General features: G+C 35.7%; 10 protein-coding genes. 7 read left to right on the top strand and 3 right to left on the bottom strand.

Annotated elements, in window-relative coordinates; translation table 11 throughout:
• Nucleotides 1–301 precede the first annotated feature (301 nt).
• Nucleotides 302–1,762, bottom strand: coding sequence for an aminoacyl-histidine dipeptidase (locus HOO91_03635; protein ID NOU16635.1), 1,461 nt, complete (start codon nucleotides 1,760–1,762; stop codon nucleotides 302–304).
• 322 nt (nucleotides 1,763–2,084) lie between these two features.
• Here HOO91_03635 and HOO91_03640 point away from each other — a divergent pair, with 322 nt between their 5' ends.
• Nucleotides 2,085–2,618, top strand: coding sequence for a DUF255 domain-containing protein (locus HOO91_03640; GenBank protein NOU16636.1), 534 nt, complete (start codon nucleotides 2,085–2,087; stop codon nucleotides 2,616–2,618).
• A gap of 155 nt (nucleotides 2,619–2,773) precedes the next feature.
• Here the strand turns inward: HOO91_03640 and HOO91_03645 are convergent, their stop codons facing one another.
• Nucleotides 2,774–3,895 (bottom strand): DUF4831 family protein, encoded by a 1,122-nt coding sequence (locus HOO91_03645; protein ID NOU16637.1) that lies wholly within the window; start codon nucleotides 3,893–3,895, stop codon nucleotides 2,774–2,776.
• On the bottom strand, nucleotides 3,888–5,408 hold the full coding sequence (locus HOO91_03650) for an NAD(P)H-hydrate dehydratase (GenBank protein ID NOU16638.1): 1,521 nt from the start codon (nucleotides 5,406–5,408) through the stop codon (nucleotides 3,888–3,890). Before HOO91_03650 ends, HOO91_03645 begins: the two co-directional genes overlap by 8 nt.
• A 174-nt stretch (nucleotides 5,409–5,582) precedes the next feature.
• Here HOO91_03650 and HOO91_03655 point away from each other — a divergent pair, with 174 nt between their 5' ends.
• The 6 genes from HOO91_03655 to HOO91_03680 all read left to right on the top strand — a co-directional run bounded on the left by HOO91_03655 (nucleotide 5,583) and on the right by HOO91_03680 (nucleotide 12,541).
• Complete coding sequence (locus HOO91_03655) at nucleotides 5,583–7,424, top strand: peptide MFS transporter (protein NOU16639.1); 1,842 nt, start codon at nucleotides 5,583–5,585, stop codon at nucleotides 7,422–7,424.
• 75 nt (nucleotides 7,425–7,499) lie between these two features.
• The gene (locus HOO91_03660) at nucleotides 7,500–7,727 is read left to right on the top strand and encodes an RNA-binding S4 domain-containing protein (protein ID NOU16640.1); all 228 of its coding nucleotides are present in this window, start codon (nucleotides 7,500–7,502) and stop codon (nucleotides 7,725–7,727) included.
• 208 nt (nucleotides 7,728–7,935) lie between these two features.
• Complete coding sequence (locus HOO91_03665) at nucleotides 7,936–8,850, top strand: DUF4349 domain-containing protein (GenBank protein ID NOU16641.1); 915 nt, start codon at nucleotides 7,936–7,938, stop codon at nucleotides 8,848–8,850.
• 235 nt (nucleotides 8,851–9,085) lie between these two features.
• On the top strand, nucleotides 9,086–9,862 hold the full coding sequence (locus tag HOO91_03670) for a restriction endonuclease subunit R (protein NOU16642.1): 777 nt from the start codon (nucleotides 9,086–9,088) through the stop codon (nucleotides 9,860–9,862).
• A gap of 643 nt (nucleotides 9,863–10,505) precedes the next feature.
• Nucleotides 10,506–11,354 (top strand): hypothetical protein, encoded by an 849-nt coding sequence (locus HOO91_03675; protein NOU16643.1) that lies wholly within the window; start codon nucleotides 10,506–10,508, stop codon nucleotides 11,352–11,354.
• 5 nt (nucleotides 11,355–11,359) lie between these two features.
• Entirely contained in the window at nucleotides 11,360–12,541 is a 1,182-nt protein-coding gene (locus tag HOO91_03680) for a cysteine desulfurase (GenBank protein ID NOU16644.1), read from the top strand.
• Nucleotides 12,542–12,627: the final 86 nt, after the last annotated feature.

Genomic DNA, 12,627 nt, shown 5'->3' on the forward strand with positions numbered 1-12,627 from the left:
CCCTTAATCACCCCGCTTCCTCCTCGCCATACCTCTGTAAAGCGGGTGCAAATATAGAAGGTTTATTTTAAAAACACCAAAAATAATATCATCTTTTTAAACTTTTTTTTCATTAAAATATAACTCCGTGCGAATTAATAATTTACAACGTTAAGTATTCTAGTAATTGTAATGAAAAATCAAATTTCTATTAATAAATTGTATCATATAGATGAAATCTGATTTCAAATTATCAGAAAAAGGGCTAAAAAAAAAGCGAGATGAAAAATCACCTCGCCTCTTCGATTCTATTTTTATCAATCTATTTTACTGGAACAGCTTTCAAAACTTCAACTAAGAAATCCCAAAATTTATTTACTGTTTCGATATTTACTCTCTCATCTGGTGAGTGCGGTGAACGGATAGTTGGTCCAAAAGAGATCATATCCCAGTTTGGATAAGCACCACCCAGCAATCCACACTCTAATCCAGCATGTATGGCTTTAACTTCAGGAGTTTTTCCGTATTTCTTCTTATAAACATCTTGCATCACTGTTAAAATAGGTGACTTAGGATTTGGTTTCCAACCGGGATATGCTCCAGTTAAAAGAACCTCTGCGCCTGCTAGTTCAAAAACAGCAGATACTTTATCACCCAAAGCCTCCTTGGAAGAATCTACAGAACTACGGAGTAAACACTGTGCATAGATATTGGTGTTATCGCTATAAACCCGTGCAAGGTTGTTTGAAGTTTCAACTAATCCTGGAACAGAATCGCTCATACGAACAACTCCATTGGGACAACCAAATGCAGCGCGAATTAAATTGAACTGTGTCTTATCGTCGATAAGTGTAGATGGAATAGTGGTTTTCTCCGCAACAAACGACAAAGAAGGTTCGGTCATTGAAAACTCAGACTTATATATATTAAGGTATGTAGTAACGGATTTTTCAAATTCGCTTGCTTTAGCTGATGGAACAACAACTACTGCAAAAGCCTCGCGTGGGATTGCATTTCTTAAACTACCACCATCAATTGATGCTATACGTAAACCAAAACTCTTTTCAGCGTGATACATGAATCGGAAAAGCAATTTAATTGAGTTTCCTCTTCCTAAAATGATATCTAATCCCGAATGCCCACCCTTTAATCCAGTTATGGAAAGTTTATAAGCACCCATTCCTGCTGGAACTGGAGTTGATTTATATGGGAATTTTATATTCGCATCTAATCCTCCTGCGCAACCAACATACAATTCTCCCTCATCCTCAGAATCAAGATTCATAAGAATATCCCCTTTAAGAAGGCCTGATTTAAGACCAAAAGCACCAGTCATACCAGTCTCCTCGTCAATAGTGAATAGCCCTTCAATAGGGCCATGCACTAGATCTTTTGCTTCTAAAATTGCGAGAGTAGCGGCAACTCCAATTCCATTATCAGCACCAAGTGTAGTACCTTTGGCTTTTACCCACTCACCATCAACATATGCATCAATAGGATCTTTCTCAAAATCATGCTGTTTATCAATATTTTTTTGAGGAACCATGTCTAAATGTCCTTGTAGAACCACTCCTTTGCGATTCTCCATACCTGAAGTTGCCGGTTTACGGACTATAACGTTTCCTACTTCGTCAACAATGACCTCTAATTTTAAATCTTGGGCAAATTTTTTAATAAACTCAATTGAAGCCTGTTCTTTACCAGAAGGTCTTGGTATCTGCGTAAGGTTATAGAAATGTTTCCATAAAGCCTTAGGTTCAAGGTTTTGAATCTCTTTACTCATAGTTATTTATATTATATTGGTTTAGTTTTAACTTCGCCAAAAGGCCAATAAAGGTATCGATATTTAGGTAAAACACAAAATTGACTTGATATGAAAGGTACACAACATTTTACAATTTGTTATGTTATTAGGTAGACCACATTCACTTATTTGTATATTTGTAATCGTATCTTATTTGATAAATACGAAGCATACATATAAGTTTGTATTCATTGAGATATGATTAATATATTGGATTTCAATAATAAGGAATAGAAGGTTTTATTACAATAAATTTAATTTGAACAACATTTATAGCAAACTATTTGATAATTTTAATAACATGAAAAAGACTTTAATTTTATATTTTCTCTTTGCTACTATTAGCTTCAATGCTCTTGCACAAACAGAATCCTCTAAGGTAAAATGGTATACTATTGAGGAGGCCTTAAAACTTAATGAAAAGAATCCAAAGAAGATATTTATTGATGTATTTACCGATTGGTGTGGATGGTGTAAAACGATGGATAAGAATACTTTCAGTCATCCTGTTATTGCCGAATATCTTAATAAATTCTACTATCCCGTTAAATTTAACGCTGAGTCGAAAAAGGATATTACTTATAAAGGCACTGTTTATAAAAACAATGGGACAGAGACAAGATCTCCACATGAATTTGCTGCTGCATTATTAAATGGACAACTATCCTACCCTTCTGTTGTATATATGGATGGAGATAGTAAGCTGTTAACGGCTGTTCCAGGATATAATACGCCCACTGACATTGAACCTATTCTGGTTTTCTTTGCCGAGGATTACTACAAAACTACTAAGTGGGAGGATTTTAAAGCCAAATTTGTAAGTAAAATTAAGTAGTTTCCAAAAGTTTAGAACTATTTAAGTCTAAATCACAAAAAACATTTAACACGGAGTTAATAGAGTAAAGAACACCGAGTAACATTGAGTGGAAATGGCTAAAAGCCATTTCTGTTCTTTTCGTTCTTGGAATTGTTTAAGTGGCATTTATGGTTTTAGAACTCAATAAGACTAGAATCCTTAATCATAAATTTAATAGGCATTCTCACAATTGGCCCGTACTGGCAAATAGAAATACGGCGGGTAAATATATCACTCTTTCCATCAGAGATTTTAATGTTGGCTGTTATTGGAATTCTATAATAAATCACATCTTTTATTGGTTTATTCTTCTCAAAGCCTATGTTTTTAAATAAGGGTTCGTAGGTTTCTGGTATAGATTCTGGCTCACTCTTAAGTAAATAAGGGTTACCACTTAGGTCGGATGAGGGGAGAATTCCTTTGGATACTGAAAATCTAAAAATAATCGAGGTTTCGCCATCGGATTGGTTTGGTATATATTCATAGTAGGAAACTGCATTCTCAGAATATGATTTCCCTATAAAAAGGCTCAGATACTCCTGTTCCAATCGGTTGATCTCATTCAAGGCAATCTTTAATCCTTCGCCATTTAAGTTATGATCAGCATCAACAGATAGAAAATCGGAACGTCGCTTACGGAGAGAGAAGATAAAATCGGCAGCATCGCGAGCTTTCTCCTCTATATTCTTCTCAACAATCATGTCTTTTTGCACTGGGACTCTAACAAAAACACTATCGCGTTGCACCTTGTTATAAAAGGTAGTTTTCTCAGATGCAATAAATGGCTGGGTTGAAAGATCTGTATAGGCAATATCATTGATTTGGTCGTTACCCATTTGGGTTTTTATTGATGCTGAGTTAACCCCAAGTCCACTTATTGGTAATATTAAACCACTACTGTACAGTTTTAAAAAATCTACTTTAGAATCGTCGCTTGGCGTGGCTGCAAAAAGCGATGTTGGATCGGATTCAATCACGGAAACCACATCAATATTAGTGATCTTCCATTCTTCCGCCTTTTTTAAAGGAACATCAGCTATTCCTAAGTATTTCTGCGCAAACTTTCCGAAAGGGCCAGGAATAACAACATTTTTAATAGCCTCAACCTTTATTCTCAAAACAGTGCGAGGTAGGGCATATATTAATCCTTTGGTATTAAGACTAGTTGCCATATCGGCAGGGGTAACCTGAATTGGTTTTTTGCTGCACGATAGTATAAGGGCAACTAAAAATATCAACGTAATTTTCTTAGTCATTCTTTGATTTTTCGGTTAGTTGAAATGCTTTACCAAGATAAGATATTATATCTGATGCAATTAGCGCATTGACCCTTTTTTTTTCTATTGCTAAATCTCCTGCCAATCCATGAATATAAACTCCAATAATTGATGATGATACTGGATTGTACCCTTGACCTAATAACGATGTAATAACACCAGTTAGTACATCGCCACTACCTGCGGTTGCTATTCCAGGATTTCCCGTTGAGTTGAAATAGATATTTCCATCGGGGCAAACTATTTGCGTATATGCACCTTTTAGCACAATAATGATTCTATTTTCTTTTGCTTTATCAAGAGCCATCTTGAGCCGTTGAAAGCCCGATGTAGATTTCCCAAACAGCCTATCGAATTCTCCGGGATGAGGTGTTATTACAGTGTTTTCTGGTAATAATCTGATAAACTCTGGATTATCTGCTAAAATATTCAGCCCATCGGCATCAATTAGTAATGGTGCTTTTACGTTTTCTAAAAGATTTTTCAGCCCATTAACGGTGATTCTGTCCTTGCCAATTCCTGGGCCAATTCCAATTGCGGAGTATTTTGATATTGAGCCTATTATTGAAAAGTGATGATCGTTTTCATCAACTTCAATCATCACTTCGGGGATTGATTGTTGCAGAATTGGATACCCAATTTTTGGAACATGAGCAGTTACTAATCCTGAACCTGAGGTAAGGCAGGCCGTTGAAGAAAGAACCGAAGTTCCCATCATTCCATAACTACCTGCAATAATCAGGCAATGCCCAAAGGTGCCTTTATGATCGAATCGGGTTCGTGGTTTGAGTATTGATGAAACCATTGCTTGATCAATGTAACTGTAAAGCGTTGTTAATGACTCAATAGCATCAACATTCAATCCAATTGGAAGTATCTTCCACTCGCCAACATACCTGGCATTTTCGGCAAAGAAGAAGCTGATTTTGGGAAATTGGAGTGTTAATGTAATGGAGGCTTTAATTGCAGGGTTAATGTTTGGAAATGGGTTTTCATCGCCAAAAAGTCCAGATGGAATATCAACAGAAATAATCTGCGCCCTAGAATCATTCAAATAATCAATAAGTTCCGATGTTAAACCCGAAAGTGGTCGCGCTAATCCTGAACCAAAAAGGGCATCAACAATAATGGTATTACTGTTTATTTTAGGGAAATTGCTTTTGTCCTTAATTACAATAGGTGTAACTATTTTTTGATTTTTAAGCCTTGCAAGATTGATAAGATAATCGGGAGAGTTATTGGCGGATTCAAAAGTATAAACCTCCACAATATAGCCTGAATCTATTAGCATACGAGCCAGTGCTAAGCCATCGCCCCCGTTATTACCCGGTCCTGCAAATATTGCAATTGTATTTACTGCGCTGATATTGCAAGCAAACCATCTGAATAAAGCATCAGCAGCTCTTTCCATAAGGTTTATGGGTGAAATGGGCTCTTTCTCAATCGTTAACCGATCGATATCACGTACTTGTGAGGTTAAGAATACTTTCATCTACAAATAAAATACATCTGAACAAATATAAGGTTTTTGATAGCAGAATCAATCTATTAAAACCAAATAAGCTTTATAACATTTAGCACATCACATCGATTGGTTTGTTTTTTTTTTATATTTACCAACTTTGAAAAAAAATGATTAAAAAATAACCTTCAAAAACAATTATCTATGTTAAAAAACCACCCTAAAGGACTACTTGTGGCGTTTTTCACTAATATGGGAGAACGCTTTGGGTTTTATACAATGATGGCCATTCTAGTAATGTTTCTGCAAGCACGATATGGACTTGACGCTGACTCTGCCGGAAGCATTTATTCATGGTTCTACTTTGCAATTTATGCCCTAGCCTTAGTTGGGGGGATGATAGCTGACTGGACAAAAAAATATAAGTCAGTAATATTTATAGGACAGGTTGTAATGTTTACTGGTTATTGCCTTATAGCAATTCCTGGATTGGAACTTTGGGTTTCAGTAACTGCCTTGTTAATAATTGCATTAGGTAATGGGCTATTCAAAGGAAATCTTCAAGCTGTTGTGGGTCAAATGTACGATGATGAAAAGTACAAAGGATTTCGCGATAGTGCTTTTATGATTTTCTATATGGGTATTAACATTGGCGCTTTCTTTGCTCCATTTGTTGCCAAGGGAATTAAAGAGTTTTGGCTAAAAACAAATGGGTATTTCGAAAATGCTAATCTTCCTTCACTTAGCCATCAGTATTTGAATGGGACTTTAAAAGATGTTGATCAGTTTCAGAACCTCGCAAATGCAGCGATTATACCAGATGGAGGAAAATCGGCTGCAGATTTAACTGTATTTGCCCACGATTATATCAAGGTTTTTTCAACTGGTTTCAACTATGCCTTTGGGATTGCTGCTGGAGCAATGATTCTTTCTCTGGTTATCTATTTAATTTTCAACAGGCTCTTACCTTCAAAACACAAACTTGCGCTTGCTGAAAAACAGAATAACAAAACGGTAGAAGCTGCACCAAGCATAAATTTGGCCAGCAATTTGAAATACATTATTATCTCCTTGGGTTTAATGGCTATAGTTGCCACACTGTTTCACGTTGCCGATAGCTATACTGATATTGGAGATATTAACTATAAATTAGGTTTAGCAGTAGGATTGTTCGTTGGTTTTGTTTCACTAATATTCCAGATTTCAACTAAGGAGGAAAAACCTCGTGTTGTGGCTCTAACATTGGTATTTATTGTTGTAATTTTCTTTTGGATGTCGTTTCACCAAAACGGACTCACCCTTACAATGTATGCCCGTGATTATACAACTCAATTTGTTGGACCATTCACCAACCTGTTTTTCAACATTTGGTCAATTCTCTCAGTAATTGCTGCTATTGCTGGTTCTGCAATGGTTTTCTTTACAAAACAGGTTAAAACTCGCATTATTGGTGCTGTAGGTTTTTTGGTTTTTGGTTTCCTTTGCTACTACTTTGCATCGCATAATAGTGCTTCCAATCCTATTTCACCCGAAGTATTCCAATCATTCAATCCTTTGTTTATAGTTGCGCTTACCCCGCTTGTAATGGGTATATTCAGCTGGTTAAGCAAACGGGGTCAAGAACCCTCATCACCACGTAAAATTGGTATTGGGATGATTATTGCAGCATTCGGTTTTGTATTGGTGCTAATTTCATCGTTGGGTTTGGTTGCACCAAAGGATTTGGCTGGTGCAGTTGAAGAATCAGGCAGAGTATCACCTTACTGGTTGATGAGCTCATACCTTATTTTAACTGTTGCTGAACTTTTCCTTAGCCCAATTGGATTATCATTTGTGGCTAAAGTTGCTCCTCCCCGATTCCAAGGGTTAATGCAAGGTGGTTGGCTGCTTGCAACCGCAATTGGTAATAAGTTCCTTTTTGTAGGAAGTTTATTATGGGGTAAAATAGAACTTTATATGCTTTGGGGTATATTCATTATTTGCTGTATTGTGGCTGCCCTATTTATATTCTCTATTATGAAAAGACTTGAATCTACTACAAAATAGAGCTTGCTATTATTTAATCTAAAACCACTCTTCGGGGTGGTTTTTTTTGTACCTTAACGCAAATTTAAACTGATAATGAAAACGTTTACGCTGAAAGAGGAGTACATTCAACTTGATAAGCTGCTAAAATCCGTAAAACTCGCTAATTCTGGTGGTATTGCCCACATGCTTGTGGATGATGGTTTGGTGAAGGTTAATGGGTTTGTTGAAAGTAGGAGACGGGCAAAGATAAGGGTTGGTGATACTATTGATGTGCAGGGGAGTAAGGTGATTGTTGTGGCTGATGATGAGGTGGGGGATTAGGAACGTAAACCCCAACCCCTTAAATTAAGGGGCTATAACAGGGTATCTGATTTTGGCCTTTTGTGTGATTAAGGTTAAAGCCCTATTTATCAGTTGTATGAAATTTTTATATGCAAATTATCGCAAAATGCGATATAATAAACTTGGGTGTTTCATGTTTGTGGCCAGTTTGTTTATTGTTAGCATGTTACCTTAAATATATAACCCTATGAAAACGAAATTAGTAGTACTTTTTATTGCCATTGCATTGGTTGTTGGGTGTAGGTCCAAAAGCGAATATAATAAAGCTATAATGGCTGAACGTGAAAATTTTAGCCAGGGTGATAACTTGATACAAGCACCTCCTCCCCCACCATCGCCAAGCGAATCTGCTCAAACAAAAGTGGATGTTGAGAAAAAGATTATTAAAACGGCATATCTCAATATGGAGGTTTTGGATTATAGTAGTAGCAGGAAGCTGATAGATAGCGCTCTTAAGCATTTTAACGCTTGCATTGTAAATGAAAATCTACAGAATACTGAGTATCAAATTGGCAATAGCATTAATATTAAGGTACCTGCAAATCAGTTTGAAATGCTACTTGCAAACCTTGCTAAGCTAGCCAAAAAGGTTGATTCACAGAATATCGAAACGCGGGATGTAACTGAGGAGTATATTGATGTTCAAACAAGGCTTAATAATGGCAAAAAGGTTGAGCAAACGTATCTTAAACTTTTGAGGAAAACCAATTCCATTGAGGATATTCTTAAGATTGAGCAGAAACTGGGCGAGATTAGAACCGATATTGAATCCACTGAGGGAAGGTTAAAGTATCTGAACCATCAGGTTAGCTACAGCTCAATTAACCTAAATGTTTACCAAACATTGGAGTTTAAGTATAACCCCGAAAAACTACCCAACTTTTTCCAACGATTGAAAAAGGCGGTGAGTCTTGGCTGGAATGGAATTGTGGTATTCTTCCTTTTCCTAATAGGAATCTGGCCTCTATGGATTCTTGCAGTGGTTGGGTATTACTTATGGAGGTATATTGTTAGGTATAGGAGAGGACGGAAAAAGGGTGAAAAGCGCAGGCGTAAACTGCAAAAGAAGATGCAGCACAATGACGATAATCAAGGGAAGTAAAGGAATATGAAGGGAGCCAAACGGCTCCCTTTGTTTTTGGAGTTAGGGGAGATTGAATAAAGTAACTATCCATATTATGAGGCAATTGTATTTTGATGATTGCTAATTATTTAGTAAGTTTGAGAATAACCAACACCTTTGGCGGGGTTATAAACGAATCATGCAACAAACTATAACTATTGGGCAGATAAATGATTACATTTGATAGTGTTTTAACTTAAAAAAATATTACAATATGGCAACTCTTCCTCCAAAAGTTCAAACTCGACTAGCAAGCGGCTTGAAAAAATTTCAATCAATTGTATCTGCTGCTAGAACCAAAGACATTAATGAATCGGATACAGTTGTAATAATTACAGATATGCTTTCCGACCTTTTTGGATACGACAAATATTCTGAAATTACTTCTGAACAGGCAGTAAAGAAGACATTTTGTGATTTAGCTATCAAAATTGATGGAAAAGTTCGGTTTATTATTGAAGTTAAAGCAGCAGGATTAGACTTGAAAGAAGACCATATAAGGCAAGCCGTTGATTATGGTTCAAATGCAGGAGTAGATTGGGTTATACTTACAAATGGAAGCGTTTGGAAAGTTTTTAAAATTATATTTGGAAAACCTGTAAGTAATGAATTAGTTTATGAATTCGATTTTACTCAATTGAATGTAAAAAAAGATAACGACCTTGAACTTCTATATTATGTTTGCAAGGAAAGTTTAGGGAAATCCGTATTAGCTGATTTTCATTTGCAGAAACAAACATTTAGCAAATTCTTTGTTGGTCAATTAATTATTTCCGAACCCATAATTGACTCTATTAGGAAGATCATGAAAAAACTCTACCCCGAGGTAAAGGTTTCAAACGAAGAGATTTGTTCCTTAATAGAAAACGAAGTTCTTAAGAGAGAAGTAATCGATGGCGAAAAAGCCGAAGAAGCCAAAAAGAAAATTAATAAAGCATTTAAGTCTTTAGCAAAAGAAACTATTGCAAAGTCAGAAAGTACAACATTATAAAATGCAAATTTTATAATCAAGTAGCCTACTAATAAGAAGCACAGAGCCTTTCGGAGTTCCACTCACACCAATGAATACTGATTTTAGGTATTGGTGGATAACTTCACAACGTCCCAAACCATGGAAACGATACAGGAAAGTAAGGTCGTTTCACAATCGTATCAAATAGGCTTATATCGTATCAGAGTAATCGAATAAAAACGAATCATATCGTATCGTTTTATGGGTTATTTTGAATTTTTACCATTCAAAGCACTCATCGAGTAGACAGCCGATAGGCACTGAGCCTATAGGAAAGCCTTTCATACCACTGAATACCGATTCTCATGTATACTAAATTAAGCCATCAACCCCATACGCTTTCAGCTATATTATATAGAATATTCCGATACTATTGCTCAGGTAATACGTTCTCCAAGCTATGTATTAGTCAAAATATCATTAACTATTGATATTTTGTTTGGTATTATGAATGAGGTGGTATTCTATTAAATGCAAGGCAACCTCAAAATCAAATTATTTTTATAATTTTTTATTTAGTTTGAAAATAAAGTACACCTTTGGTGTGGTTATAAACAAATTAGGCAACAGTATAAAAAACCACGAAAAATTATAGACTTGTACGCATAAAATGAAAAACCTTATGGATAATTCAAGTAAAGTAAAACTAAATCCCAGAAAAGTATTCTGGAAATGTGGATCTTGTACTCATGCCATGTTTCATTTACTGAATCATGAATTTGATAATCATAAAGAAAATGAGGAGAAAGCATCTTTCTTATTAGCAGGTGGGATAGCCCAGAAAGGTCATCAATGCGGAATGCTATGGGGTGGTGCATTGGCAATTGGAACCGAATCATACCGCAGATATAATGAAAAAAGCGAAGCAATTGCTGCTGCAATTATTGCATCTCAATATCTTGTGGATTCATTTCATAAGCGAACTCAAACCGTCAATTGTCGAGACATATCAAAAGTTGATTGGGAAAACAAAGTAGATTTTGCTATTTACGTAGTAAAAGCAATTATGCAAGGTTTTGTATATGGTACGTGTTTCAATCTTATTGTAAAATGGACACCTGAAGCAATTCAGGCAGCCAATAAGGGGCTGTCTGAAAAAACAATTCATAGCAAACCATGTATGAGCTGTGCAACTGAGGTTGTTCAAAGAATGGGGGCAAGTGACGAAGAGGCTATTATGGTAGCAGGTTTTGCGGGAGGCATTGGTTTAAGCGGAAATGCATGTGGGGCATTAAGTGCAGTAATTTGGTATAAGATGCTTGATTGGGGTAAAAAAAATCCTGGTAAAACACTAACCTTGATTAATAATCCGGATGCAAAAAGTATATTAAGAGCCTTTTTTATTCAAACTGACTCAGAGATGTTATGCAGTAAGATAAGTGGAAAACAATTTCAATCAATTGATGACCACTCAGAATATTTAAGAAGTGGTGGTTGCGAGAAGTTAATTGATGCACTTGCAAAAGTATAATAAATATGGGAATAGTTTCTTTTGAACAGTTAAGACATCTTTTTCGCTTTAAAAGACAAGTTTATCTCGATAACAATGCAACTACATGCATTAGTAATCCTGTGAGAAAAACGATGAATCGAATAATGAAATATTATTGGGGCAATCCCTCATCGGCTTATCACATAGGAAGAATGTCTTCGCATATCATTGAGAAGGCTCGTAAACAAGTTGCCGAAGCCATTCATGCCCATTCACATGAGATATATTTTACAGGCTGTGCCACAGAATCAAACAATGCAGTATTAATATCGTTGAGTAATCATTTCTATCCTAAAAAGAAGAAAATTATTTCAACACCCATTGAACACCCTTCGATAAAAAATACATTAGAATTTTTGAAAACGCAAGGAATTGTTGTTCAATATTGTCCAGTAGATAATTATGGTTTTGTTTCTCTTAAAGAGTTAGAAAATCTAATTGATGAAGATACATTTTTAATATGCTGTATTTTGGCGAATAACGAGATTGGAACAATTCAAAATGTTAAAGGAATTAGCGCACTCGCAAAATCACATAATATTCTTGTATTATCTGATTGCGTTCAAGCATTTGGCAAGATTCCTGTTAATGTAAAGGAATTAGGAGTTGATTATGCCACATTTTCAGCACATAAACTTTATGGACCTAAGGGAATTGGAGCATTATATGCAAAAATAAGTAGCCCGCTTGAGCCTTTTATTCATGGTGGACATCAGGAAGAAGGAATGCGTGCTGGAACAGAATCGGTTCACAATATTGCAGGTTTTGGCACAGCTTGTAAGGATGTTAAAAATCTTATATCCTATTCTGAAAAAACAAGATTGCTAAAAGAACAATTTATAAAACATCTGAAAGTTATTAAATCAGATATAATTATTAATTCACCAAAAAACGATTGTTTACCAAATACAATCAGTGTTACTTTCCCTAATTTAAATAGCAGTGAATTAATGATGATGTTGGATTATTACGGAGTTTCTGTTTCATCAGGTTCGGCATGCAGTACTCAATTAAATGAACCTTCGCATGTTTTAAAGGCGATTGGATTATCCGATAAAGCAGCCGCTGAAACTATTCGTATCAGTTTTGGTAAAAACACCTCAGAGAGAGATCTTAGATATACAATAAAAGTAATAGATAATTATCTGAAAAGTGAAGTGAGATAGCACAATAAATTGATATCAATCATCAAATGTCGTTGCCTTCTAAGTATGTTATAGTCTCAAAGCCTATTTGAGAACCCAGTACAACT

Source organism: Bacteroidales bacterium (assembly GCA_013141385.1).
In the GTDB taxonomy this organism is placed as follows: Bacteria; Bacteroidota; Bacteroidia; order Bacteroidales; family Tenuifilaceae; genus UBA8529.

Coding starts and splice junctions, on each gene's coding strand:
- HOO91_03670 (NOU16642.1), top strand. CDS start 9,086: ATGGCAACTCTTCCTCCAAAAGTTCAAACTCGACTAGCAAGCGGCTTG.
- HOO91_03650 (NOU16638.1), bottom strand. CDS start 5,408: ATGAAAGTATTCTTAACCTCACAAGTACGTGATATCGATCGGTTAACG.
- HOO91_03665 (NOU16641.1), top strand. CDS start 7,936: ATGAAAACGAAATTAGTAGTACTTTTTATTGCCATTGCATTGGTTGTT.
- HOO91_03660 (NOU16640.1), top strand. CDS start 7,500: ATGAAAACGTTTACGCTGAAAGAGGAGTACATTCAACTTGATAAGCTG.
- HOO91_03645 (NOU16637.1), bottom strand. CDS start 3,895: ATGACTAAGAAAATTACGTTGATATTTTTAGTTGCCCTTATACTATCG.
- HOO91_03655 (NOU16639.1), top strand. CDS start 5,583: ATGTTAAAAAACCACCCTAAAGGACTACTTGTGGCGTTTTTCACTAAT.
- HOO91_03675 (NOU16643.1), top strand. CDS start 10,506: ATGGATAATTCAAGTAAAGTAAAACTAAATCCCAGAAAAGTATTCTGG.
- HOO91_03680 (NOU16644.1), top strand. CDS start 11,360: ATGGGAATAGTTTCTTTTGAACAGTTAAGACATCTTTTTCGCTTTAAA.
- HOO91_03640 (NOU16636.1), top strand. CDS start 2,085: ATGAAAAAGACTTTAATTTTATATTTTCTCTTTGCTACTATTAGCTTC.
- HOO91_03635 (NOU16635.1), bottom strand. CDS start 1,762: ATGAGTAAAGAGATTCAAAACCTTGAACCTAAGGCTTTATGGAAACAT.